Annotated in this window: 28 protein-coding genes; 20 read left to right on the forward strand and 8 right to left on the reverse strand. The window is 68.5% G+C overall.

Annotation, left to right across the window (positions count from 1 at the left end):
• The first annotated feature begins 2 nt into the window (after positions 1-2).
• The 5 genes from ACHL_RS02700 to ACHL_RS23715 all read left to right on the forward strand — a co-directional run bounded on the left by ACHL_RS02700 (position 3) and on the right by ACHL_RS23715 (position 3,691).
• Positions 3-1,349, forward strand: a complete 1,347-nt coding sequence (locus ACHL_RS02700) for a CoA transferase (RefSeq protein WP_015935770.1) — start codon at positions 3-5, stop codon at positions 1,347-1,349.
• A gap of 109 nt (positions 1,350-1,458) precedes the next feature.
• The gene (locus ACHL_RS02705; RefSeq protein ID WP_015935771.1) at positions 1,459-1,926 is read left to right on the forward strand and encodes a DoxX family protein; all 468 of its coding nucleotides are present in this window, start codon (positions 1,459-1,461) and stop codon (positions 1,924-1,926) included.
• Positions 1,927-1,931: 5 nt separating this feature from the next.
• Complete coding sequence (locus ACHL_RS02710) at positions 1,932-2,672, forward strand: AzlC family ABC transporter permease (RefSeq protein ID WP_015935772.1); 741 nt, start codon at positions 1,932-1,934, stop codon at positions 2,670-2,672.
• Positions 2,669-2,980: an AzlD domain-containing protein gene (locus ACHL_RS02715; protein WP_015935773.1), complete on the forward strand. Its 312-nt coding sequence runs from the start codon at positions 2,669-2,671 to the stop codon at positions 2,978-2,980. The genes ACHL_RS02710 and ACHL_RS02715 overlap by 4 nt, the downstream gene beginning before the upstream one ends.
• Before the next feature lie 453 nt (positions 2,981-3,433).
• Positions 3,434-3,691, forward strand: coding sequence for a hypothetical protein (locus ACHL_RS23715; protein WP_015935775.1), 258 nt, complete (start codon positions 3,434-3,436; stop codon positions 3,689-3,691).
• A gap of 22 nt (positions 3,692-3,713) precedes the next feature.
• Here ACHL_RS23715 and ACHL_RS23720 read toward each other — a convergent pair whose 3' ends face one another.
• Both ACHL_RS23720 and ACHL_RS02735 read right to left on the reverse strand, forming a co-directional pair.
• Positions 3,714-3,938: a hypothetical protein gene (locus ACHL_RS23720; RefSeq protein WP_015935776.1), complete on the reverse strand. Its 225-nt coding sequence runs from the start codon at positions 3,936-3,938 to the stop codon at positions 3,714-3,716.
• 219 nt (positions 3,939-4,157) lie between these two features.
• A complete protein-coding gene (locus ACHL_RS02735) occupies positions 4,158-4,799 on the reverse strand; it encodes a TetR/AcrR family transcriptional regulator (RefSeq protein ID WP_015935777.1) in 642 nt (213 codons plus the stop codon).
• Positions 4,800-4,920: 121 nt separating this feature from the next.
• Between ACHL_RS02735 and ACHL_RS02740 the strand changes: the two genes are divergently transcribed.
• The 6 genes from ACHL_RS02740 to ACHL_RS02765 all read left to right on the forward strand — a co-directional run bounded on the left by ACHL_RS02740 (position 4,921) and on the right by ACHL_RS02765 (position 9,865).
• Positions 4,921-5,244 carry a thiamine-binding protein gene (locus ACHL_RS02740; protein WP_015935778.1) on the forward strand — a complete coding sequence of 108 codons (324 nt, stop codon included), beginning with the start codon at positions 4,921-4,923 and terminating at the stop codon, positions 5,242-5,244.
• 96 nt (positions 5,245-5,340) lie between these two features.
• Positions 5,341-6,018, forward strand: coding sequence for an O-methyltransferase (locus ACHL_RS02745; RefSeq protein WP_015935779.1), 678 nt, complete (start codon positions 5,341-5,343; stop codon positions 6,016-6,018).
• A gap of 96 nt (positions 6,019-6,114) precedes the next feature.
• Entirely contained in the window at positions 6,115-6,594 is a 480-nt protein-coding gene (locus tag ACHL_RS02750; protein ID WP_015935780.1) for a Dps family protein, read from the forward strand.
• Positions 6,595-6,675: 81 nt separating this feature from the next.
• Entirely contained in the window at positions 6,676-7,728 is a 1,053-nt protein-coding gene (locus ACHL_RS02755) for an acyl-CoA dehydrogenase family protein (RefSeq protein WP_015935781.1), read from the forward strand.
• Complete coding sequence (locus ACHL_RS02760; RefSeq protein ID WP_015935782.1) at positions 7,722-9,116, forward strand: bifunctional PIG-L family deacetylase/class I SAM-dependent methyltransferase; 1,395 nt, start codon at positions 7,722-7,724, stop codon at positions 9,114-9,116. Before ACHL_RS02755 ends, ACHL_RS02760 begins: the two co-directional genes overlap by 7 nt.
• Entirely contained in the window at positions 9,113-9,865 is a 753-nt protein-coding gene (locus tag ACHL_RS02765; RefSeq protein ID WP_015935783.1) for a glycosyltransferase, read from the forward strand. Before ACHL_RS02760 ends, ACHL_RS02765 begins: the two co-directional genes overlap by 4 nt.
• Positions 9,866-9,928: 63 nt before the next feature.
• Here ACHL_RS02765 and ACHL_RS02770 read toward each other — a convergent pair whose 3' ends face one another.
• From ACHL_RS02770 to ACHL_RS02790, 5 genes are all read right to left on the reverse strand, one after another.
• Positions 9,929-10,186: a hypothetical protein gene (locus ACHL_RS02770; RefSeq protein ID WP_015935784.1), complete on the reverse strand. Its 258-nt coding sequence runs from the start codon at positions 10,184-10,186 to the stop codon at positions 9,929-9,931.
• 322 nt (positions 10,187-10,508) lie between these two features.
• The gene (locus ACHL_RS02775) at positions 10,509-11,717 is read right to left on the reverse strand and encodes a YihY/virulence factor BrkB family protein (protein WP_015935785.1); all 1,209 of its coding nucleotides are present in this window, start codon (positions 11,715-11,717) and stop codon (positions 10,509-10,511) included.
• Positions 11,718-11,834: 117 nt separating this feature from the next.
• The gene (locus ACHL_RS02780) at positions 11,835-12,509 is read right to left on the reverse strand and encodes a DUF3618 domain-containing protein (protein WP_012630789.1); all 675 of its coding nucleotides are present in this window, start codon (positions 12,507-12,509) and stop codon (positions 11,835-11,837) included.
• Positions 12,506-12,934, reverse strand: coding sequence for a phage holin family protein (locus ACHL_RS02785; protein ID WP_015935786.1), 429 nt, complete (start codon positions 12,932-12,934; stop codon positions 12,506-12,508). The genes ACHL_RS02780 and ACHL_RS02785 overlap by 4 nt, the downstream gene beginning before the upstream one ends.
• The gene (locus ACHL_RS02790) at positions 12,934-13,944 is read right to left on the reverse strand and encodes a hypothetical protein (protein ID WP_015935787.1); all 1,011 of its coding nucleotides are present in this window, start codon (positions 13,942-13,944) and stop codon (positions 12,934-12,936) included. Before ACHL_RS02790 ends, ACHL_RS02785 begins: the two co-directional genes overlap by 1 nt.
• Positions 13,945-14,131: 187 nt before the next feature.
• Between ACHL_RS02790 and ACHL_RS02795 the strand changes: the two genes are divergently transcribed.
• On the forward strand, positions 14,132-14,908 hold the full coding sequence (locus ACHL_RS02795; protein WP_083341342.1) for a hypothetical protein: 777 nt from the start codon (positions 14,132-14,134) through the stop codon (positions 14,906-14,908).
• A 20-nt stretch (positions 14,909-14,928) separates the two neighbouring features.
• On the opposite strand, the gene ACHL_RS02800 is transcribed toward ACHL_RS02795, so the two are convergent.
• Positions 14,929-15,972: an NAD-dependent epimerase/dehydratase family protein gene (locus ACHL_RS02800; protein WP_015935789.1), complete on the reverse strand. Its 1,044-nt coding sequence runs from the start codon at positions 15,970-15,972 to the stop codon at positions 14,929-14,931.
• 145 nt (positions 15,973-16,117) lie between these two features.
• Here ACHL_RS02800 and ACHL_RS02805 point away from each other — a divergent pair, with 145 nt between their 5' ends.
• The 8 genes from ACHL_RS02805 (at position 16,118) to ACHL_RS02840 (ending at position 24,058) form a co-directional block, all read left to right on the forward strand.
• Positions 16,118-17,050, forward strand: coding sequence for a sigma-70 family RNA polymerase sigma factor (locus ACHL_RS02805; RefSeq protein ID WP_015935790.1), 933 nt, complete (start codon positions 16,118-16,120; stop codon positions 17,048-17,050).
• Between the two features lie 155 nt (positions 17,051-17,205).
• Complete coding sequence (locus ACHL_RS02810; protein ID WP_015935791.1) at positions 17,206-17,742, forward strand: D-glycero-alpha-D-manno-heptose-1,7-bisphosphate 7-phosphatase; 537 nt, start codon at positions 17,206-17,208, stop codon at positions 17,740-17,742.
• Complete coding sequence (locus tag ACHL_RS02815) at positions 17,742-18,830, forward strand: glycosyltransferase family 9 protein (protein WP_015935792.1); 1,089 nt, start codon at positions 17,742-17,744, stop codon at positions 18,828-18,830. Before ACHL_RS02810 ends, ACHL_RS02815 begins: the two co-directional genes overlap by 1 nt.
• Complete coding sequence (locus ACHL_RS02820; RefSeq protein ID WP_015935793.1) at positions 18,827-19,855, forward strand: glycosyltransferase; 1,029 nt, start codon at positions 18,827-18,829, stop codon at positions 19,853-19,855. Before ACHL_RS02815 ends, ACHL_RS02820 begins: the two co-directional genes overlap by 4 nt.
• Positions 19,852-21,120 (forward strand): glycosyltransferase, encoded by a 1,269-nt coding sequence (locus tag ACHL_RS02825; protein ID WP_015935794.1) that lies wholly within the window; start codon positions 19,852-19,854, stop codon positions 21,118-21,120. The genes ACHL_RS02820 and ACHL_RS02825 overlap by 4 nt, the downstream gene beginning before the upstream one ends.
• Positions 21,117-21,821, forward strand: a complete 705-nt coding sequence (locus tag ACHL_RS02830) for a D-sedoheptulose-7-phosphate isomerase (protein WP_015935795.1) — start codon at positions 21,117-21,119, stop codon at positions 21,819-21,821. The genes ACHL_RS02825 and ACHL_RS02830 overlap by 4 nt, the downstream gene beginning before the upstream one ends.
• Complete coding sequence (locus tag ACHL_RS02835) at positions 21,818-23,278, forward strand: PfkB family carbohydrate kinase (protein WP_015935796.1); 1,461 nt, start codon at positions 21,818-21,820, stop codon at positions 23,276-23,278. The genes ACHL_RS02830 and ACHL_RS02835 overlap by 4 nt, the downstream gene beginning before the upstream one ends.
• Positions 23,279-23,356: 78 nt before the next feature.
• Positions 23,357-24,058, forward strand: a complete 702-nt coding sequence (locus ACHL_RS02840; RefSeq protein WP_015935797.1) for an SDR family oxidoreductase — start codon at positions 23,357-23,359, stop codon at positions 24,056-24,058.
• Positions 24,059-24,078: the final 20 nt, after the last annotated feature.

A 24,078-nucleotide genomic window follows, 5' to 3' on the forward strand; every position in this document is an offset into this window, starting at 1 on the left:
CCGTGGCGGGCACGGACGCAGCAAACCTGCGCACGTGGTGGGGCGGGCCGCTGGATGTGGAGGGCCTCGCCCTGGCCGCGGTGGGTGCCGCGGCCACCGCGCTGGACCGGTACACGGGCGCCGCCGGCAGGTACTCGGCCAGCCCGGAACTGACAGCCGCCGCCTTCGACTCCTCGGGGCACCTGAGGATCGCAGGCCGCCCCTTGCAGGGATTTGCCCCGCTTTCCGGATTCCGCCGCACCCGGGACGGCTGGATCCGGCTGCACGCCAACTACCCGCACCACCGGCAGCGCCTCCTGCAGGCGCTAAATGCCACGACGGCGGAAGAAGCCGAAGCTGCCCTGCGCATCATGGATTCCCTCGAAGCCGAGTCCGTCATCCAGGCGCGGGGCGCAGTGGCAGCGGCCGTCCGGACCCGCGCAGAATGGCAGGCCTCGGAAATGGGCCGGGCAGCAGCGGCGGGACCGTGGATGGTCCTTGACCCGCAGGCTCCAGACGGCCCGGCTGCCGGCGCTGCCATGGAGGGCAGCGGCCGCCGGGGCATCCCGCAGCCCGGCGGCGATCCGCGCCGGCCACTGCTGGGGGTGCGCGTCCTGGACCTCACCCGGGTCATCGCGGGTCCGGTTTCCACGCGGCTGCTGGCGGCCCTGGGTGCAGACGTCCTCCGTATCGACCCGACGGCGCTGCCCGAACTTTCCGACCAGTTCGTGGACACCTCCTTCGGCAAACGCAGCGCTGTAGCTGACCTCGGCCGGCCCGGCACCCGCGCCGCGCTGGAACGCCTGGTGGCCGGGGCCGACATCGTGATCACCGGCTACCGCACCGGCTCCCTGGACCGCTTCGGCCTGGACGCGGCGTCGCTGCTCTCCGCCCGGCCGGACCTTGCGGTGGTCACACTGAACAGCTGGGGGACTGACGGGCCGTGGAGCAGTCTGCGCGGCTTCGACAGCATTGTGCAGGCCGCCAGCGGGATCGCCCACCTGTACGGAACAACGGACGACGCCGGTTGGCGCCCGGGTGCCCTGCCTGTCCAGGCCCTGGACCATGCCACCGGCTACGGGGCAGCGGCCGCGGCGGTAACCCTCCTCGCCCGGCGGCAGGAAAGCGGCGCCGGTGGATCTGCCCGGCTGTCACTCGCCCGGACAGCGGAGGAACTCTTCAGGCTGCCGCCGGGCCCGCGCGGGCTGCCGGCCCTGCCACCGCCGGAATACCGCACAATGGCCAGCTCCTACGGCGGGCTGCGGTACGTCCGGCCGCCGCTGCTGGTGGAGGGGCAGGCCCTGGACTACCCCGGCCCGCCACCGCCCTACGCCAGCTCCGCCCTGGACTGGGTGCCGCGCAGCGACTGAGCGTCCGGGCCGCGGCTGAGCTTCCGCGCGCCGCCGCACAACGGGAGCCCCACAACGAGGGGAGGCACGGTGGTTTCTGCCGCTGCCCGCGCTGTGGTTGAGTGGAGCCATGCCTTTCCCCAGCTCCGGCCGGGCTGCACGAAACCTGTCCGCTGCTGCGATGAGCGCCCTGCTCCTGGCCAGCGCCGGCAAGCACTTCCGAAGCCCCGGCTTCTACCGCCAGGTGGTTCCCGACTACCTCTGCCGTGAAGACCCCGCCCCCGGCACCGTGCCCACCGGCGCCAACGGCCCCTTCGCTGTCCTTTCCCGCGACGAATGGATCGCCGTGTCCGGCCTGATCGAGGCCGCGGCCGCCGTCGGGATCCTTATCCCGGCCACCCGGAAGGTCACCGCCACCGCCGTGGCCGCGATGTTCACGGCGTTCCTCGCCGGCCACGCCGACGCGCTCCGGCGCGCCTACAGTCCCGAGGGGACGCCGCTCCAGCGGCGGATCCACACGGCCCGCCTGCCGCTGCAGGCACCCCTCATCGCCTGGGCGTGGAGCCTCCGCAACACTGGCCCGGATGGCCGGCGGTGAAGCTAATGGCGTCCCCCGCCGTGCGGGTGGGGATCTCCATCAGCATCGCCACCGGCCTTTATGGGGTGTCCTTCGGGGCCCTGTCCGTCACCTCCGGCTTGGATTTCTGGCAGACCATGGCCCTAAGCCTGCTGCTGTTCAGCGGCGGTTCCCAGTTCGCATTCATCGGCGTGGTGGGCGGCGGTGGTTCCGGCATTGCCGCCATGAGTGCGGCCACCCTGCTGGGCATGCGCAACGGGATTTACGGCATGCAGCTCAATGCCCTGTTACGGCCGGAAGGCTGGCGCAAATACGTCGGTGCCCAGCTGACCATCGACGAGTCCACGGCCACGAGTACCGGCCAGGCTGATCCTGCCGAGCAGCGCCGTGGCTTCTGGGCGGCCGGCATTGGCATTTACGTGCTGTGGAACCTCTTCACCGCGGTGGGCGCGTTGGCCGGCAGCGGACTCGGCGACCCCAAGCAGTGGGGGCTCGACGGCGCCGCGGTGGCCGCCTTCCTGGCGTTGCTCTGGCCGCGCCTGAAAGGCCGGGAGCCGGTGGCCATCGCCGTCGTGTGCGCCGTGGCCACAGTGCTGGCCGTGCCGTTCGTTCCCGCGGGCGTGCCCATCCTGGTGGCCGCGCTGGTGGCGGCCCTGATCGGCTGGTTCAGCCACGGCCGCAGCGATGAGGGCCTCGAACCCGATGTGGAACCGTACGGCGGCCATCATCGGCACGGGCACGGAGACGCTGCGGAGGCCAGCCAATGAATCTCTGGTTCTGGATCCTCGTGTCCTGCGTGCTGGCCTATGCCTGGAAGCTGGTGGGCTACTTCGTGCCCGCCCGGTTCCTGGAAAACCCCCGCATGTCCCGGATCGCCGGCACCATGACCATCGGACTGCTCGTCTCCCTGACTGTGGTGAATGCTGCGGCCACCGGGCAGGCGCTTGCCGCGGACGCCCGGCTGGGGGCGTTGGCCGCGGCAGCCATAGCCCTGGCACTGCGGGCGCCCTTCCTCCTGGTTGTCATTGTCGGCGCAGGCACCGCCGCCCTGCTAAGGATGGCCGGCTGGGTCTGACGTGACTTGGGTCACAGGAATTGGGCTCTGCCGGCGGTATCATGATCTCGGCTATGCAGTTGGCCGTCGGATTACCTGTGAACGGCCACCATGGAAAATCAGCAGCACGCCGGTGAAAGAACCGGCAGAGCCCACCGCAAGAACCCCCGGCGCCGGGCCGGAGTTCCCGCAAAGCACTTCATCACACGCTTCGCCGGGCTGTCCGATGTCCCTGCCGCAGACCTGGAGCTACTGGCCGGCAGCCTAAGGCGCGGGCTGGACCTGGAGCCAGGCTCGCCCATACCGGCACTGCATGCCGCTGTGCACAGGGAGATCCGGCGCCGCGCGGATGCCGCCGCGGGGTAAGCGCCCCGCCAGCCGTCGCATCCCGTCGCCGGCGGGCTGTCAGCAGGCCGCCCGCCACATGGCGGCGGCGAAAACGTACGCCTGGCCCCGCCAGAAGGAGGACCCGCGATGAACGACAAGACACCCCACGGCTCGGAATCCACCAGGGAACTGCGGGACACCGCCCGCCGACGCAGGGACGCCGAGGAGAAACTGCAGCAGCATCTCGTTGAGGCCAGGGACCACGTCCCCAACGAGTACAGCGAACCTCCAACCGCTCGTGAGGGCGGGGCAGGTGGCGCTGAACGTGATGCCGGCCCGGATGGCGCAGGCACAGCTGATGCAGCGGGTTCAGGTTCAGGCCAACGGGATAAAGAAGGGTCCTAGCGGCCCGGCAGGAAAGGCGCGGCTACGCCACGCCGTGCGCCGCCCCGTCGGGCGAAACGCTCCGACGGTTGCTCTCTTCGACGGCAAGGTCATACCAGGCCTGCGCGCCGAAGGCAGGTTCAACGGTATCGAGTTCCTGGAACAGAAGGTCCAGCAGGCCCGCCAGTTCTTCGGCGGGCAAGGCAGCCAGGACTTCTTCGGGATCGCGGGGGTCGCTCAGGAAAGAAAAAAGCTGGTGAGTGTTCATGGGATGCCGCTTCAGTGCGCCGAATGCGTGGGGAAATGCTTCATGGGTCGCTCCAAGAAGGAAGATCTGAGGCTGGCTGCGTAACCCTGAAGGCAGTTTAGGGCACTGGCTGGAACCCGCACAATGGTCCGCAGACAGGCGCATGGCCCAATGTGTCCGGTCTGCTGCGGTCCAGCCCTTCGGGCAGGGGGATCTGGCGGCAGCCCCGCGGGCGCCCGGTTAGTCCCGCAGGTTGCTCGGCTGAGCTGTTGCAGTGGCAGGCACCGGCACATGGGCGGGCAGCGGACGCGCGGGGCGGGTAGACCTGATAGCGTCCTCCACCAGCGCCAGTGGCCGCCGCCAGGCGTCCGATCCGGGTTCCATGGTGTCCACTACGGAAATCAGCATGGCCAGGAGCCGGAACATGTCCGTCATGGAGATGTCCTGCCGCAGGCTGCCCTGGCCCTGCCCGCGGACCAGCAGGACGCTAAGGGAGTCCATCAGGGATCCCGTGATGCCGGTCAGGAGCTCACGCCGGCCGGCCACAGCGCCGAGCAGGTTGGCGTCAGCGCTTGCGGCGTCCATCAGGGACTCCAGCACCCGGAACAGCCCGTTGGCGGCATCGATGTCCGCCAAGGCGCCGTCAACCACGGGGTCCACCGAGATCCGCAGCTGGCGGTTCAGTGCGGCCAGGACCAGCTCTTCCTTGTCGGCGAAATTTCGGAAGAGGGTGGCCGGCCCAACGCCGGCGGTGGAAGCGATGGTCTGCAGCGGAACCTCGGGGCCGAACTCCCGGAAACACTGCCGTGCCGCGCTGATGATCTTGTCCACATTCCGCGCTGCGTCGGCGCGGAGGGGCTTGCGGGCAACTGCGAGGCTCATGCGAAAAGGTTAGCAACGGAGCATCCACCCTTCACCGTTACTGAGGGGTAGGAGCCTATTGTGACGGCGGCCCCACCGGGGCGGATTTTGCCCGGTGACGTGCAGTGGCAGACTTGGCCCCATGCTCCTTGCCTTTTCCGTCGCCCCGTCAGGTACTCCCGCAGAAGGTTCCTCCCCCGGCGACGCCTCCGTGCACGACGCCGTTGCTGCCGCGGTAAAGATCGTCCGCGACTCGGGCCTGCCCAACAAGACGGATTCGATGTTCACCACCATCGAAGGTGAATGGGATGAGGTGTTCGACGTCGTCAAACGGGCCACCGAGGCCGTGGGGCGGTACGGCAGCCGCGTTTCGCTGGTGATCAAGGCCGATATCCGGCCTGGCTATTCGGGCGAACTGACGGCCAAGGTGGACCGGCTCGAAGAGGCGCTGACAGACGGCTCCTGAGCAGCCCCTCACCGTGCCCTGCGCTGCCGTGGCAGCCGGTTTGCCGCCCTCCGGAAGCCTCTGGACCGGCTGATCACCGCGTGCCAAACTGTGCCCATGTTCGAGCACAAGCCCCGGCCGGAATGGATTGCCACCGAAGAGTTCCTGTCGCGGGTGGTGGTCCACCCGGACCATGCGCTGGAGCAGGCCATCCGGTCCGCCGCCGAAGCGGGCATGCCGGCCATAGAGGTGGCGCCCAACGCGGGCAAGCTGCTGATGCTCCTGGTGCAGCTCTCCGGTGCGCGGCGGATCCTCGAAATCGGTACGCTTGCCGGCTTCAGCACCATCTGGATGGGCCGCGGGCTGCCTGCCAACGGCACGCTGGTAACCTGCGAGTTCCTCCCCAAACACGCCGAGGTGGCGTGGGCCAACATCGACTTCGCCGGCCTGGGCCAGAAGGTGGAAATCCGGCTGGGCCCGGCGCTGGAAACGCTGGCTGCGCTGGAGGAGGAGGGCCGCGAGCCGTTCGACTTCATCTTCATTGACGCCGATAAGGAGAACAACAGCCGCTACCTTGACTGGGCGGTCCGGCTGGGCAGGCGCGGAGCCACCGTGGTGCTGGACAACACCATCTGGGAAGGGGCTGTCCTGGAACCGGACATGGACCCTGTCAATGCCCCCGGCATCATTGACGCCCTCACCTTGCTGGGGGAACATCCCCGCCTGGATGCCACCGTTATCCAGACGGTGGGCTCCAAGGGCTGGGATGGTTTTGCCCTGGCCCGCATCACCTGACAACACCCTCCGGCGGCCGGATTCCCCATTGATAAGTATGCTTAGAATAAGCGTTCGGCTGGCGGGCAGCCGGACAGGCCGCAATGGAGGTAAACGATGAAGGCATCACCCACCCTTGCCAGCAACCTGCAGATGGTCCTGACGGACCTGATTGAACTGCACCTGCAGGGGAAGCAGGCCCACTGGAACCTCGTGGGCACCAACTTCCGGGACCTGCACCTGCAACTTGATGAAATCGTCACGGCGGCACGGCTGTTCGCCGATGAGGTTGCTGAGCGCATGCGGGCCCTGCACGCCCTGCCCGACGGCCGCAGCAGCACGGTCACAGCGGACAACCGACTGGCTGAATTCCCGGAGGGGCTGACCTCCACGAAAGACACCGTCAAGCTCATCACCGCCCGGCTGGAGCGGACAGTGAAGACCATGCGCGACGTCCACGACGACGTCGACGATGAGGACCCCACCAGCGCGGACGTGCTGCACGCAATCATTGAACGGCTGGAGCAGCTGGCCTGGATGGTCAACGCCGAAACCATGGCGCCCTCCGCCGCGGTGACCGAGCCGGCCAGCAAATAGGTGGCGGCGCGGGACAGCCCGGACACCGGTCGGGGCACACGGCAAGGAAACCCGGAACCCGGCGGCAGCCACGTCCGGCCAGTGCTTCTCGGTTCCACAGCGGAACAGGTGGAGCGGTTTGCCCCCGGGCTGGCAGCGGTGGGCGGCGCAGCGGGGGATGTGCCGGCGCTGCTTCAGCTCGCCGTCGCGGCAGGACGCTCCTGGCCTTTGCCGGGCGAAGGCCGGACTGCTCAGTTGTGGGAGCTGCTCGCTTCCGTAGCTGCCGTGGACGTCGCCGCCGCCCGGGTCTTTGAACCGCACCTGGACGCAGTGGCAATCCTGAAGCAGGCTTCGGCAATTGACGGCGCCGGCGAAGGCTCCTGGGGTGTCTTCGCAGCCGAAGGCCCGGGGCTCCGCCTTAGGGCTACAGCAGACGGCACCGGATACGTCCTGGACGGGTCGAAGCCCTGGTGTTCGCTGGCCGGGCAGCTTGACCACGCGGTCATCACCGCGCACACGGACGACGGCGGCCGGGCAGCGTTCGCCGTTGACCTCCGCCACGCCGGGGTTACGGCGGAGGAGCCGGAATGGATTGCCCGGGGACTTCGCGAGATCCCCAGCGGCACGGTGCACTTCGACCACGTACCTGCTGCGGCTGTGGGCGGCAGCGGCTGGTACCACAGCCGCCCCGGTTTTGCGTGGGGCGGGATGGGAGTGGCGGCGTGCTGGCTCGGGGGAGCGGTGGGTGTTGCCCGCGACTTCCGGGACGGCCTGCGGAAGGCTGCCGAATCGGGCCGCGAGCCGGACCAGCTGGCGCTCGCTGCCCTTGGCGAGACGGACCGGATCATTGTTGCGGCACTGCAGTACCTGGCCAGGGCCGCCGAGCGGGTGGACGCCGCCGGATACGCCGCCGGAAACGCGGCCGGGAGCAGCAGCGGCTGGAGCGAGGCCCAGCGTGTCCGCGGAACTGTTGCCGCCGCCGTCGAACGCGTCCTCCAGCTGGTGACGGCCAACCGGGGCCCCGCACCACTGGCGTTCGACGCCGCGTACGCCAAACGGGTGGCGGACCTGGCGCTCTATGTGAGGCAGCACCACGGGCACCGGGACGACGCCCAGTTAGGCTCCCTGACCCTGAAGGGTGATTGCCCATGGTGACGTTCTCGCACGCGGACCTGGGCACCGCCGAATCCGCCTGGGTGGCGGCCGGATTGTCTGCCGCCCCTGAGCTGCCCCTGGACAGCGGCGAGTTGGCCGCCCTGGGGTTTGTGGTCCTCGCCGCCCACCCCGACGACGAGACCCTGGGCGCGGGAGGGCTGGCAGCGAGCCTGCGGCAGCTGGGGGCGTCCGTTGAGGTGCTGCTCTGCACGGCTGGCGAGGGCTCCCACCCGGAGTCCGCAACCCATACTCCCGAACGCCTCGCCGCGGCCCGTCTGGAAGAGTTCGCGGCAGCCCTCACGGAGTTGGGACTGGAGGGCCGGTGGCGCTTCCTCGGCTTGCCGGACCGCGGACTGGGCCTGCACGCGGACGTCATCGCTGATTCGGTCCGGCAAGCCGCGGCCAAGGCAGCCGGCACCCCGGCGGAACACCGGGACGTGGTGATCGTTGCGCCGTACCGCGCCGACGGCCACGCCGACCACGACGCCCTGGGTGCCGTGGCGGCGGACGTTGCGGCGGAGGGCGGCCACGGCCTACTCGAATATCCCATCTGGTACTGGCACTGGGCCGGCCCGGACCATTCGGACTGGCGGGACTGGATGAGGTTCCACCTGGACCCGCCCGCCCGGCAAGCCAAGGACCGTGCCATGGCCGCGCACGCCACGCAGGTCCTGCCGCTGTCGCCTGCCCCCGGTGACGAAGCGCTGCTCAGCGAGGGCTTCCTGCAGCACTTCGCCAGGGGCTACGAGATGTTTGCCTGGACACCGCCGCGGAAACCGGCGGAACCATCGCATCGCAGCGGCGAGGCCACGGAGATTTTCGACCGCGTGCATCAGCGGACAGAGGACCCCTGGAATTACGGCTCCAGCTGGTACGAACAGCGCAAGCGTGCCCTGACGCTGGCGGCCCTGCCGGAGGCCACCTACGCGGCAGGACTGGAAATCGGCTGCTCCATCGGCACCCTGACGGCGGACCTGGCACCCCGGTGCCGCAGCCTGCTTGCGGTGGATGCCAGCGGGGTGGCCGTGGAACAAGCCAGGCACCGGCTGGCGGCGGCACACCACGTCACCGTGGAACAGGCCGTGCTTCCGGCAGCCTGGCCGGCGGGCTCCTTCGACCTCATCGTGGTGTCCGAGGTGGGCTACTACCTGGCCCGCGATGAGCTTGCCGCCATGTGGGACCGGGTGGAGGCGGCCATGCAGCCCGGCGGGACACTGGTGCTCTGCCACTGGCGCCACCCGGTGGCAGGCTGGGAGCTTGACGGCGAATCCGTCCACGCTCTCGCCAGGGAACGGCTGGGCTGGCGCCAGGCAGGGATGTACAGGGAACGGGATTTCCTCCTGGAGGTCCTCGTGGCTCCCGGGCCGGCCGGGACGGCTCCGGCATGACGGCTTCAACCGGCCACCTTGTCAGCCATCTGGGCGTGGTTGTTCCCGCCCACAACGAAGAGCGGCACCTTGGCGCAGCGCTGGAGGCCGTGGGCACTGCCGCCGGCGTCCTGCAGGGGCAGCGCCCTGGACTGGGCGTCCGCGTGCTGGTGGTCCTGGACGCCTGCACCGACCTGTCGGCGTCAGTGGCTGGCCGGTTCGCTGCGGCAGATCCCCGGTTCAACGTCCTGCAAGCTGATTTCCGCAGCGTGGGGCGGAGCAGGCGGGAAGGGAACCGTGCGGTCCTGGCCGAAGCCGGCGCCCTGGGTGTTCCCGAAAAGGAAATCTGGATTGCCAACACCGACGCCGATTCCCGTGTTCCCGCCCACTGGCTTACCCGGCAACTGGAACTGGCTGAAGCCGGTGCGGACGCTGTGCTTGGCTCCGTGGAGCCCGATTCCGACGGTATGGACACGGGGTTGCTGCAGCGGTGGCACGCCCGGCACCGCCTGCAGGACAACCACCACCACGTCTATGGCGCCAACCTGGGTGTCCGCGCGTCCGCCTACCTCGCAGCCGGCGGATTTCCGGCCACGGAATCCGGTGAGGACCGGAGCCTCGTCAGGAAACTGCGCAGCGGAGGCGCAGTGATCGCCGCTACCGACAGCAACCGCGTCATCACGTCCGGCCGGCTGGAGGCGCGTGCTCCCCGGGGCTTCGCCGGCTACCTCCTGGCCCTTGCCCTTGACCCGCGCGGCGCAGAGAGCTGAGCTGGGGCGGAAGAAACACGAAAGGGCTGCCACGGAGAACGTGGCAGCCCGTTCGGTTGGCGGTCAGACCAGGTCCGGTGCGCTGGCAATGATGTAGTCAGCTGCCGCAGGCCCGGTCATGGAGAGATTGTTGTTATCCGGATCGATGCCCTCCAGCTTCAGGGCTGCCCAGAGCTCTTCAGGCGGCTGGAGCTGGGCCTTATGGATGAGGCACCAGCTGGTGTACAGGCCGTAGAGTTCGTCGCGGCCGAGGCCGAGGCCGGGCTCCTTGGCCGGAACAACGGCTTCGGCAAGAAAGTCTTCAAAATGGTTGGCAGGCATATCCGCTCACAAAGTTTGACCGTGATTTCCGCCGTGTCTGCTTCAGCGGACCCCGACGGCAATTGACCGGCAGGGTAAACATGAAGGTATTTCAGTACGAAGCAATTTGTCCAGTTATGCGAGGCTTTTCCGCCGCCGAATAACCAGGTCATGTGCTGTGCCTGTCCGGACGTGGATAATCCAGGGGGCCGACGGCGACTGGGGGGACTGGCCTCGGTCTCAGAAGAGGCCATCTCACCGCCGGCCCCGCTTAACCCCGGGCTTCTTGCACCCGGGAACTCTTCAGGACCTGATTAATCTTCCACCCATTTCGGGGTCCTGCCTAGTGCCTTTGGTGTCCCCTGTCATCGTCTTCCGGCGTGCCGTGCGCGGCACGGTCGCGGACCTTGTCCCGGACCCGTTCCCGGTGCGGTTCGGAGGGCGCGTTTTCCCCGGCGTCCGTGGCCTGGGAGTCGCCGCTGCCCCCGTTTTCGGCGGCATACTTCTCACGCAGTTCGCGGCCGTGCCTGATGTCTTCCTCTTCCTGCGCCTGCAGCTTCTCACTCTTTTTCGTGTCGCGCGGGGGCAGCTGGATGGTTTCCTCGGCCTTGATGCCGGCCTGGAGCTGGCGGCCGCGTTCCGTCTCGGCGTCGAACTCGGCACCGAAGAGCAGCGACATGTTGAGGATCCAAAGCCACAGCAGCATGACGATCACGCCGCCCAGGGCGCCGTAGGTCTTGTTGTAGTTGCCGAAGTTGCCCACATAGAAGCCAAATCCGAGGGAAGCCAACAGGAAAACCACCAGGGCGATGCCGGACCCCATGCTCATCCACTTGAACTTAGGCTGCTTGACGTTGGGTGTTGCGTAGTAGAGAACGGCGATGATGACAATGATGAGCACCACCATCACGGGCCACTTGGCGATGTTCCACACCGCGAGGAAGACCCCACTGAGTCCAATGAAGCCCCCCACGGCTTCCGCCACGGGGCCGCTCAGGACCAGCATGCCGGCCAGGATGGCGATGATGACGATGGCGAGCAGCGTGACGGCCAGCATGGTGCCGCGCAGCTTAACGAAGGGACGCCCCTCGTCCACCTCATACACGCGGTTAAGGGCACGGCCGAACGCACCCACATACCCTGATGCCGACCACAGCGCGGTGCCAAGGCCGATTACCAGGGTGAATCCCGCCGCCGGTGCGTTGGCCAGGTCCTTCACAACCCCGCCGATGGTGTCCATAGTCTCGCCCGGGACAAATCCGCTGACGATCTGCAGGAGCGCATCGGTGGTCTTCTGCGGATCCCCGAACAGCCCGACCAGGGACACCAGAGCCAGGATTGCCGGGAACAATGACAGGACGGCGTAATAGGTCAGCGAAGCGGCGAGATCGGGGCACTGGTCCTTGCTGAACTCGCGCAGTGTCTTCTTGGCGATGTACTTCCAGTTCGGCTTGTCCAGCTCCCTGGGGCTGTCAGGTTTCCTGGAGTCGTTCGGATCCGGTGCCTGACCAGCCTTCGCGGTACTGGTTTCGGATGCGTCATGAGTTGCCATGGGGGGTGTCCTCTCGGTCAGGGGGGCCAACCGGACAGGCCGGCACCGCGGGAGGGCGGGGCCGGCCTGTCGTGAAATGCAGTTGCCTACGGAATGACGTGCAGTTGCCGCGCCTGCCTAGGTGTTTTGGATGGTGTCTTTGGCGGTGGTGGCGCGGTCTTTGACGTCGGTGGCGGCGTCTTGGCTGTCGGTTTTGACGTGTTCGATGCCGTCGGTGGCGGTGGTTTTGACGTTGTCCATGGCGTGTTGGGCTGGTTCTTTGAGGTCCTGGACCATGCCTTTGGCGGCGTCGGTGAGTTCGGTGGTGAGGGGTTCGGCGGCGGTTTTGAGCTGGTCTGCTGCTTGGCGTTCTTTGTCGCTGGCGGGGATCAGGGAGGAGATCAGCATGCCTGCGCCGAAGGCGATGAGGCCGGCGGCGAGGGGGTTGCCCTGGGTTTTGGCTTTGACCCGGTCCGGTGTGGCGGCGACGGTGTGGCCGGCGTCGGAGAGGGTGGAGGCGACGTTGTCTTTGGCGTCGTGGAGGCTTTCGCCGGTGCTGTGCAGGGCGTTGGTGGTGTGTCCGGCACTGCTTTGTGCACCGTGGTGCAACGTGTCCTGCACTCGGGTGGTGGTGTGGTCTGCTGCTCCCATGATTTTCTCCTTTACCCCTGATACCGCGTCTTTGACCTTGTCGGTTTGGCGGTGGACGATGTTCGAGGGGGTGACTTTGTCGGCGACGGCGTCGACGTTGGTGCCGAGGCGTGCGCGGGTGGCTTCGATGTCTGCTCGGATTGCGTCGGGGTTCTCGCTCATCGGTTTACCTCACCTGGTTTGAGGGTCGGGGGGATTTCGGCGAGGGTTTCGCCGGTTTGGGGCAGGCCCTTGATTTCTTTGAGGTTCTTGCGGCCGATGCTGGCCAGGATGGCGGCGGTGATGGCCCAGATGACGGCGACGATCACGGCGGCCCAGCCCAGGGGCATGAAGGCGCCGAGGGCAAACATCAGGGCCAGGGACAGGAAGATCAGGACGAAGTGGCCTGCGACGCCGGCGCCGGCGAGCATGCCGCCGCCTTTGCCGGCGCGGGTGGCGGATTGTTTGAGTTCGGCTTTGGCGAGCTCGACTTCCTGGCGCATCAGGGTGGACAAGTCCCGGGTGACATCACCAAGGAGATCCCCCAGGGAGGCGTTGTCCGCCTTCTGATGCGCCACGTTCGGCGACTCAGGAATCTGGCTACTCATCACAACCTGCCGGACTCGCCGTCCGCGGACCGGTCGCGGGTGCGTGGGTCGTTGGCCAGGGGGTCATCCGCGAGCTCGCGGTCGTAGACGGGGTCTTCGGCGATCCTGTTTCCGGACCAAGGCTCTTCAACCAACTGGGGGCTGTCCAGCCCGCTGGCCGGGCGGGCAGGTTCCGGATATCCGCTGCCGGGAGCGCCGCCGTCGTACCCTGCCGTGGTGGTCGCCGGGCCGGGCAGCTGCACCGGCGGGGGCGGGACGGTACCGCCGGCCGGCGGGTAGGACTCGCTGAACTGGTCGCCATATCCGGTTCCCGAGTACTGGAGTCCGCCGGAGTGCCTGCCCGGGGTGCCGGACGTGCCGGTGCCGGAGGAAGCCTCGGGGGCGCCGGCCGTGAGGCTGCGCGTCAGCCGGCCGGCCAAGACGCCTGCGCCTGCCGCAAGCAGGAGGAATGTGCCGGGCTTGTTGCGGGCAAACCGCTGCACGTCGCCCAACAGGTCACCGGGTTCCCTGCTTTCCAGCCAAGAAGCGACGGAAGAGCTGCGCTCGGCCGCCTGCCGGATCAGGTCGCTCGCCACACCCTGTTGCTCCGGGGCGGTGGCCATGCTGTGCAGCTGGTCGGAAATATTCCGGATCCCCTGCGCGGCCTTCTGCTGCTGGGCACCTGCCTCGCTGGTGAGGCCGGTCTTCGCCTGGTTCATCAGGTCCTTGGCGTTGGTCTTTGCCTCGGCCGCGACGTTGGCGGCTTCTTCCTTCGCCGTATGCGCCACATCCTTGGCCGCGGAGGTTGCCTGGCCTGCCACATCCGAGGCCTCCGACCTTGCTGCGTCAGTCTTCGAACCGCCGGACGGATTGCCGGCTTGGTAACCGTCTGCCTGGTATCCGCCCGTCCCGGGTGCAGGCGTCTGTGGAGTTGTGGTGGTGGGGAACGTGGTTGCAGTCCGCTCGCTGGGAATTCCTGTATTGGCCGGGGGAACCGCGTTGGGGTCCTCAGGCCATTGGTTCTCTGTCATCTTCCATCTCTCTTTCCAAGAAGGCCGGTTGTTGATCAAGAACCAGCAATACTGGCCGTAAAATGATAAGCATGATTACTAATGAAAGGTAAGTACCCTTCGTAAACGAGTTCTAACCGAACCCTGAATGTCAGCCGGACGGCGAGGGCCTGCCCGGTCACATCTGAAGTGGAAAGTGGTGGGTAGCGTGGAAACAGCTCCATGGATTTGGATAATCATTGCCGTCGTTGTGGTGTTACTGATTGTTGTCCTGCTGATGAGCGGGCGGCGCCGGAAGGCCGTCCAGGAAAAGCGCGAGCAGGAACACCGCGAAAAAGCGGCAGAAATCCGCAGGGAAGCGGAAACCAAGGAAATTGATGCCCGCGAGCGTGAGGCCAAGGCCGCCCGCGCACGCGCTGACGCCGAGCAGGCGCAGGTCAACGCCGCACGCCTTCGCCAGGAAGCCGATGAAAAGGCCCGTGAGGCAGGTTCGCTCCGCAACGAGGTTGCCGATCACACACGCAAGGCTGACGAGATAGATCCCGATGTCACCACCGACGCCGGCCGGCGGGGCCGCAGGGCCGACGACGGCGCGCAGCGTACGCACCAGTCTGACGTGGCCAGCGGAACAGCCGGCCACGCACACGATGAGCGCGTTCAGGACGGCCAGGCACACACAACCCATTCGCACGATGACCGGGCGTTCGGCGGCCAGGCTGCAACCGGCCGTGACAGTGCACGCGATGACCGGATCTACGGCGACCCGGTGTACGGCGACCACGCGGGGAGCAGCCGCGAGGCTGACTCGCCCGGGCCGGTGGCCGGGCAGGGCGCTCCCGGTGCCGACGGCGGGACCCTTGCTGATGAACGGCGCCCCGGCGAGCCGGATCCGCGCCTGGAACGGGACCGTCAGCCCGGCGGCGCCGTAGACTCCGGCGCTGACCAGGCCCGGCGTGCGGAGCGTAATCCGCGCGACGGAATCTAGGCGCCGGGGAGCCGTCGCGACTACGGGTCGCTTCGCGGTTCCAGCACGGGGGAGGGCGCTACTCCCTTCCCCGTTCCCATGCCGTCCAACACTTCCCGGACTGCATCCGCCGCTGAAGTCTTTGCCTCCCACCCCAAAATCCGCTGCGCCCGCCGGGTATCCATCACGGGTGCTCCGGCGGCCATCTCCACCCATCCCGAATCGGTGGGTTGAAGCCGCAGCCGCCACGCCAGCCCGGCGGCCCGGTGAAGCAGCCACATGGGCACGGGGAGGATTCTCCTGGCGCCCAGGATCCGGCCCAGCTCCTGGGGATCGAGGACCGGTTCGGCCGCAATGTTGAAGGCGCCGCTGGCCCTCTGGTCCACCACGCGCCAATAGGCCTCGGCCACGTCGTCGGCATGCACCGCCTGAAACACCAGGTTGTCCGGCGCAGGCAGCAGCGGGATCCGCAGCCTGCCGGGCAGCAGCCGTGGAATGACCGGCCCCAGGAAGTAGCGGCCAATTTCGCTGCCGGCGTCGCCCTGGAAGATCAGGCCCGGGCGGAGCCTGGCCACGGCAATGCCGGGCTCGGACTCTGCGAACCGGTCCAGCAGCGCTTCCTGCTCAGCCTTGTGCCGGCTGTAATGGGAGCCCTGCATTCCCTCAACGGGCCAGGATTCATCCCGGCGCCCGTCCTTGGACGACCTGCTGTAGGCGCCCACCGAGGAAGCGCAGACCACCTGCTTGACCCCCGCGGCCCGGGCGGCGTCCAGTACATGCCTGGTCCCGACGACGTTCGTCCGGTACAGCTGCTCCAGGTCCCGGTTGGGCTGGATCTGCCACGCCAGATGGACGACGGCGTCAGCTCCTTCCAGCGCTGCTGCCAGCTTTTGGCGGTGCTGCTCCAGCCCCACATCGAGGGTGTGCCAGTCCACCCCTGCGTACGGGGCCTGGCTGGTATCCGGCAGGCGGCGGCTGATTCCGGCGAGCTGGAGGCTTCCCGGTTTCCTGGTGAGCTGGCCCTGCAGGTTCCGCAGGAGGGCCGTGCCGGCGTTTCCGCTCGCCCCGGTGATGACAATCCGCATGAGGGTGCTCCTGACGCACAGTGGAGGAACTGCGTACCAGACGAGCCTATCGCCGAGAAGGATTGTTTTATAAGCAGGCTTATGATTTGCTGCTTCTAAGTCTTGCCGCAGGCTTTCGGAACCATCCCCGAGGGAACCAACGTCAATGCCAGAATCCTTCTCTCCAGCAGCCGTGGACTCACCATACATCCATGAGGTTCAGTCGACGCCGATTCAAAAAACCGCCTCACCCCACGATTCCCAGGCCAGGTCCGGGCAATTGCGGGAGACATTCGAAAACGACCTGGTGCTGGGCTACCTGGACCTCGCCGAAGCACTGGCCGCGCGTTTCGAAGCCCGCGGCCGCGAACGGGCGGACTTGAACCAGGTGGCCTACCTGGGACTGGTCAAGGCCGCCCGCGGTTTCGACAGGTCCAAGGGCGAGAGCTTTCCTGCCTACGCCGCCCCCACCATCACCGGGGAACTGAAGAGGTACCTCCGCGACAGGACCTGGGTGGTCCGCCCGCCGCGGAACATCCAGGATCTGCGCACCCGGTTGTTCAGGGCCGAGCCGGAACTGACCCAGGCGCTGGGCAGGAGCCCCAGCGTGGAAGAGCTCGCCGGTGAACTGGAAACAGACCCGGCGGCAGTGCAGGAAGCCATGTCGGCATCCAGCAGCATGCACCCGGACTCCCTGGATGCGGTCAACCCCAACTCGGATGCGCCCTCCATAGGTGACATGCTCGCCTGCCCGGACACGCCCCTGGAACGGCTGGAGGAACTGGCCTGCCTGCGCGACGCCATGCATGACCTGGCCCCGGCGGACAGGGAACTGCTCTACCGCCGCTACTTCTGCGAGGAAACCCAGGTGCAACTGGGTAAGCGGCTGGGAATGTCGCAAATGCAGGTCTCACGCCGGCTGGCCCGGGTACTGGTGGAACTCCAGCACCGCCTCGAAAACAGCTCCCGGCTCGACGAACCATCCGGCGGGTGCCCCGGCACCCCGGCTTCCTTGGGGCGGGCGCAGGCCCAACGGGCACGGCACTCGCAGCCGGAACGTGCCCGGCGCCGCGGCTTCGGCCGCCCGTCGACGCCCTGAGCGGAATTTACTGACTTCGCACCCCGCCAGGGCCGGGGCGCACCACACCACCGATTTCCTATCTTGCCTGTTCAGCGGGCCGGACACGTTGCTGTCCGGCTCCCGGTGCGACGTTGGCCTGTTTAGGAGCGGCAGCAGGAGGGAACAGGAGTGACATGGTAAGCCCCGCAACTGCCAAGATCCGCGCCGTCCTGTTCGACCGGGACGGCACCCTGGTGGTCGATGTTCCCTACAACGGGAACCCGGCCCTGGTACGGCCAGTGCCCGGTGCAAGGGAGGTGCTGGACGCCCTCCGTGCCCGCGGCATCGCCACGGGCGTGGTCAGCAACCAGTCCGGCATTGCCCGTGGACTCATCAGCGAGGACGACGTTGCCAGCGTCAATGCCAGGGTGGAAGAACTCCTGGGCCCCTTCGACGTGTGGGAAGTCTGCCCGCACTCGGACCAGGACAACTGCTCCTGCCGCAAACCGGCACCGGGAATGGTCCACAGCGCCTGCAGGAAGCTGGGCATCGACGAATCAGAGGCTGTCCTGATCGGCGACATCGGCGCCGACGTCCTGGCCGCCGAGGCGGCCGGGGCCACCGGCGTCCTGGTTCCCACCCCGGTGACCAGGGCCGAGGAAGTGGCCGCCGCCCGGCTGGTGGCCCGCGACCTGGCCGGCGCCGTCGGCCTGCTCCGGGAGGCGCCGTAATGGGCCAGGTCCTGGTGGCGCGGCTGGACAGCATGGGCGATGTCCTCCTGGCCGGACTGGCCGTGCGGGCAGTCGCCAACGGCCGGGTCCCGGACGGCAGCGGCGCGAACCATGTGGTGATGCTTTGCGGCCGGCAGGGCGAAGCCGCCGCGGGAATCCTGCCCGGTGCCGCGGAGGTCTACAGCTGGGACAGCCCGTGGATCATGAACCCTGCACCCAAAATGACGGGCCCCCACGCGGACCGCCTCATCGAATACGTGCGCAACTCCAGGATTACCGAAGCCGTCATACTCACCTCCTTCCATCAGTCCCCGCTGCCGCTGGCACTCCTGCTCCGGCTGGCCGGCGTCGAGCGGATCACGGGCGCCTCCACGGACTTTGCGGGCTCCCTGCTCGATGTGCGGCTCAAACCCGGCGAGGACTTCCCCGAAGACCAGCCGGAAGCCGAGCGGGCGCTGGGCATCGCCGAAGCCGCAGGATTCAGGCTGCCCCAGGGCGACGACGGCAAGCTCCGCATCACTCCCGGCCCGGATGTGCAGGACCTCGTGGGAGAAGGACCGTATGTGGTGGTCCACCCGGGCGCCGCCGTTCCGGCCAGGGCCTGGCCCCCGCTCCACCATGCCGCCGCCGTCGAACTCCTCCAGGGTGCCGGCCACCGCGTGGTGGTGACCGGCGGTCCCGGTGAAACCTCGCTGACGGCAACCGTGGCCGGCCCCTCCGCGCTGGACCTCGGCGGCCGGACCGATGTACATACGCTCGCCGGCGTCATGGCCGGCGCCGATGCCGTGGTCACCGGAAACACCGGCCCCGCCCACTTGGCGGCAGCTGTGGGCACGCCGGTGGCCTGCCTCTTTTCCCCCGTGGTCCCGGCCGTCCGCTGGGCACCCTACGGGGTGCCGCTGGAGCTGCTGGGAGACCAGAACGCGGCCTGCAGGTTGACCCGTGCCCGCATCTGTCCCGTCCCGGGCCACCCCTGCCTGGACTCCGTTTCCCCCGAAGAAGTGGTGGCAGCCGTTGAACGCCTGATCAGCGGCGTGAGCTCCCTCAGCACCCACGTCAGCACCCGTAGAAAGGCCCGCAACAGATGAGAATCCTGCTCTGGCATGTCCACGGATCCTGGACGGACGCCTTCGTCCGCGGCAGGCACGAGTACCTGCTCCCCGTCCTGCCCGAAGGCGGCCCGTGGGGCCTGGGCCGCGCCGGGCGGAACTGGCCGGACACGGTGCGGGAGGTGGACCTGGCGACGCTGGACGCAGACGCCGTTGACGCCGTCGTGCTCCAACGCCCGGAAGAAATCAGCGAAGTCTCGCAGGTCCTCGGCCGGACCCCCGGCGTGGACTTGCCCGCGGTCTTTGTGGAGCACAACACGCCCAAGGGTGATTTCCCCTTCACCCGGCACCCGCTGGCGGACCAGAACACCATCCCCCTGGTGCACGTGACCCACTTCAACCGGCTCGCGTGGGACAACGGGTCCGCGGTCTCCACCGTGATCGAACACGGCATACCCGACCCCGGGCAGCTGTACACCGGCGAACTCCCGGACCTGGGCGTAGTGGTCAACGAGCCCGTTCGCCGGGGCCGCGTGACGGGCACGGACCTGCTGCCCGCCTTCGCCGAGGTGGCGCCGCTGCAGGTGTTCGGGATGAAGACCGAGGGGCTGGCAGCCGCCGCAGGCATCGGGACGGAACGGCTTACCCCCCGCGGTGACCTGAAGACGCAGGAACTCCACCGCGAGCTGGCACGCTGCCGCGTCTACCTGCACCCCATGCGCTGGACGTCCCTGGGGCTGTCCCTGCTGGAAGCCATGCACCTGGGCATGCCCGTGGTGGTGCTGGCCGCCACCGAAGCTCCCCGGGCAGTCCCGCCCGAAGCCGGAGCGGTGTCCGCGGACATCGAGGAGCTGCTCCGGTGCGCGCGCAAGCTGGTGGCCAACCCGGAAGAAGCACGACGGCGGGGCGTTGCCGCGCGCGAGGCCGCACTGGCCCGCTACGGCCTGGGCAAGTTCCAGGACAGCTGGGATGGGCTCCTGGCAGATCTCGGGCGCAGGCCGTCGGCCCGCCGCCGGCCGGACGGGCAGATCCCTGTTTCGGCGCAAGAAAGGAAGAGCGCATGAAAATCGCGATGATTTCCGAGCACGCCAGCCCGCTGGCCGCCCTGGGCGGGGTGGACGCCGGCGGGCAGAACGTCCACGTTGCAGCACTGTCCGAAGCGCTGGCCAGGCGCGGACACCAGGTCACCGTGTATACCCGCAGGGATGCGACGGAGCTTCCCGCCCGGGTTTCGGTGGGGCCTGGTTTTGACGTGGTGCACGTGGACGCCGGCCCTCCGCGGCACGTTCCCAAGGACGAACTTCTGCCGTTCATGGGCGAACTGGCGGACGGCGTGGCCCGGGACTGGGACCACCGGCCCCCGGACGTTGTCCACGGACACTTCTGGATGTCCGGCCTGGCCGCCCTGGACGCCGCCCGCCGGGCCGGCTCCGGCTACCGGGTCCCTGTCATCCAGACCTTCCACGCACTGGGCACGGTCAAGCGCCGGCACCAGGGCGCCGAGGACACCAGCCCGCAGGAACGCCGCTGGCTTGAACCGGGCGTCGGACGGTCCGCGGACCGGATCATCGCCACCTGTTCGGACGAGGTGTTTGAGCTCAAAGCCATGGGCATCAACACCGGAAAGATTTCCATTGCACCCTGCGGCGTGGACCTGGATGTCTTCGGGCCGGACGGGCCGGTGGACGCCAAGCCCCGGTCCCACCGCATCCTCTCAGTGGGACGGCTGGTGCCGCGCAAGGGCGTGGACCTGGTGATCCGCGCCCTGCCGCACCTGCGCGCAGCGGGCTTTGCCGACGTCGAACTCCTCATCGTGGGCGGCGGCGGGGACTCGGGCACCCTTCACTCGGACCCCGAGGTGCGCCGGCTGCTGGGCCTCGCCGCAGAACTCGGCGTCCAGGACCAGGTGGTGATGGAAGGCCAGGTACCCCGCGGGGACATGCCCGGCATCTTCCGCAGCGCCGATGCCGTGGTCTGCGCCCCCTGGTACGAACCGTTCGGCATCGTTCCCCTCGAAGCGATGGCGTGCGGCGTGCCGGTGGTGGCCGCCGCCGTGGGCGGGCTGCGGGACACGGTGGTGGACCACGGCACAGGCCTGCACGTCCCGCCCCGCGACCCGGAAGCCATCGCGTCAGCCCTGGCCATGCTGCTCGGCAACCCCTCCCTGCGCGCTGAACTCGGCAACGCCGGCCAGCGGCGCGCCCGTGCCCGCTATTCGTGGGACCGGGTGGCCGCGGAATCCGAAAAGGCCTACAAGCTGGCGGTGGCGGGGGCCGCAGCTGGTGCCGCCGGCCCGGCAGCCATCCCCCTGGAAGGAGCGGCACTGTGACTGCTGAATCATCCCTCCGCGACATCGACCTGGCGCACCTGGCCATGGCACCGGCGCTCCCGGCGGTGCTTCCCGGCGCCGCGTACGTGGATTCCGCCAGTGCCGACGCCGTCCGGCTGCACCTGGACAACGTGGTTCCCGCCCTGGAATCCCTGCGCAGCCAGTCCGGCCGGCTCGCCGCCTGGGGCGTGGAGCTGGCCCAGCGGATGCTCCGCGGGCAGCGGCTGCTGGCCGCCGGGAACGGCGGGTCCGCCGCCGAAGCCCAGCACCTCACCGCCGAACTGGTGGGACGCTTCGACGGCGAGCGGGTCCCGTTCTCCGCCATCTCCCTGCACGCGGAAACATCGGCCATCACGGCCATCGCCAATGACTACGGGTACGACGACGTCTTCGCCCGGCAGGTGCGCGCCCACGGCCGCTCCGGCGACCTGCTGATCCTCCTGTCCACCAGCGGGAAAAGCCCCAACCTGCTGCGGGCCGCGGAGGCCGCGTCCCGCCTGAACATCACCACCTGGGCTCTGACCGGTGCCGGGCCAAACCCGCTGGCTGCCGCCTGCGATGAGGCCGTGATGATCGATGCCCTTAATGCGAATGCGCAGGAGGGCCACCTGATCGCCCTGCACGCCGTCTGCCGCGCCTTCGACCTGGAAGTGGCCCGCCGCCACCCCGCCAGCACGCTCCAGCAGGATGGCCGGCCATGAGGATCGTGGTGGTGGGCGACGTGATGCTGGACGTGGACCTCTCCGGCGAGGCCACCCGGCTGAGCCCGGATGCGCCCGTCCCGGTGGTGGACGTCTACGGGATCCGCAGCCGCGCCGGCGGCGCCGGGCTGGTGGCGCGCATGCTGGCCGGGGAAGGCTGGCCCGTCACGTTGGTGACGGTCTTCGGCGATGACGACGCCGGGCGGCAACTGCGCGACCACCTCGAGGGCGTGCGGGTAGTTTCCGGCCCCAGCGGCCACCCCACGCCGGTGAAGACCCGGGTGCGGGCCGGCTCGCAGGCGGTGGTCCGGGTGGACCAGGGGTGCGGCAAGCCACCGGTACCGGGAATATCGGCTGGCATGCTCCGGGCCGTGGAGGAAGCCGGTGCCATCATTGTGGCCGACTACGGCAGGGGCATGGCAGCCAACCCGGAGCTCCGCCACCTGCTTGCCAGGCGCACGGCGGAAGTGCCCGTTATCTGGGACCCGCATCCATCCGGGCCGGATCCGGTGCCGGGAGTCGCCGTGGTGACGCCCAACCTGGCGGAGGCCACCAAAGCCGCCGCCGCTTTCGCGAGCTCCGCTCCAGGTGACGGCGCCCCCGGCGGCCCGGCAGCCGTCGTCGGACGCATCCTGCTTGAACGCTGGCAGAGCGCCGCGGTCCTGGTGACCAAGGGGGCAGAAGGGGCAGTGCTCCTGCAGCGCGACAGCGTGTCCCCACTGGATGTTCCGGCGCCCCGGGTGGAAGCCGGGGATCCCTGCGGGGCAGGTGACCGCCTGGCGGCCGGCCTTGCAGTCCACCTCCTGGCCGGCAGCGCCCTGCCCGAAGCAGCGGAGCTGGCCGTCAACGATGCCGCCGACTTCCTGGGCGCCGGCGGCGTCGCCGCCCTGCCTGACCGGGGCTCTGGCCACGGCCTGCCCCGGGAAGGCGGCGGGTACACCCCGGCATCACCCGGTGCGCCGGCGGCACAACCCGAGGACGGCCCGACGCCGCTCCACCGTTCCGCCGAGCCGCTGCTGCTGGCCCGCGCCGTCCGCGGCAACGGTGGAACGGTGGTGGCCACCGGCGGCTGCTTCGACCTGCTGCACGCCGGCCACGTGCGCTCGCTGGCCGCCGCCCGGAAACTCGGCGACTGCCTCATCGTCTGCCTGAACTCGGACAGCTCGGTCCGGCGGCTCAAGGGCCCGGAAAGGCCCATCATCAGCCAGCAGGACAGGGCCGAATTGCTGCTGGCCATGGAGTGCGTGGACGCCGTGATGGTGTTCGACGAGGACACCCCGGAAGCTGCCCTGGACCGGCTTCGTCCCGACCTCTGGGTCAAGGGCGGGGACTACAAAGGCTCCCGGCTGCCTGAAGCGGAGCTCGTGGAGAGCTGGGGCGGCCGGTGCGTGACTGTTCCCTACCATCCGGCGCGGTCCACCACCGGGTTGGCCGATGCCCTCGCCAAGGTGGGCTGACAATCCCCAACCAGTGCCGCACCAAGCCATACAACGGCACGGCACCCAAAGATTCTGATCCCTGTTGAAAGGAACACCATGACTGCAGATGCCAACAACCCCGGACGCGTACTGGTTACCGGAGGTGCTTCCGGACTGGGGGCCGCCGTGGTCGAAGCCGTCCTGAAGGCCGGCGGGACGCCCGTGGTGCTGGACCGCGACATCAGCAGCGTGTCCGGCGTAAAGGCGTTCGAAGTGGACGTTGCCGACCGGCCGGCCGTGGAAGCGGCGGTCCGCGAGGCAGCTGACACGGTGGGCGGCCTGGACGGCGTGGTCACCGCAGCCGGCATTGACCGCTGCGGCAAGCTCGCCGACGTGGAGGCCACCGAATGGGAGAAGGTCATCGGGGTGAACCTGATGGGCACCGTCTCCGTGGTGCGCGCCGCGCTGCCCTACCTGAAGGACACCCACGGCCGCGTCATCACTGTCGCCTCCACGCTGGGCAAACGCGCCGTGGCCGATGCCACCGCCTACTGCGCCTCCAAGTTCGGAGTAGTGGGTTTCAGCCACGCCCTGGCGGCCGAAACCGGAGGCGAGATCGGCGTGACCACCATCATCCCCGGCGGCATGAAGACCAGATTCTTCGATGACCGCACCGAACAGTACAAGCCGCAGGACGATTCACGCCTGAACGATCCCGCCAACACCGCCCAGGCCATCCTGTTCGCGCTGAACCAGCCCCGGGGCTGCGAAATCCGCGAAATGCTGATCTGCCACGAGGAAGAAGGGTCCTGGCCCTAAAGCGGGCAGGAAACCCGGCA

The sequence above is a fragment of the Pseudarthrobacter chlorophenolicus A6 genome, from assembly GCF_000022025.1.
Lineage (GTDB): Bacteria > Actinomycetota > Actinomycetes > Actinomycetales > Micrococcaceae > Arthrobacter > Arthrobacter chlorophenolicus.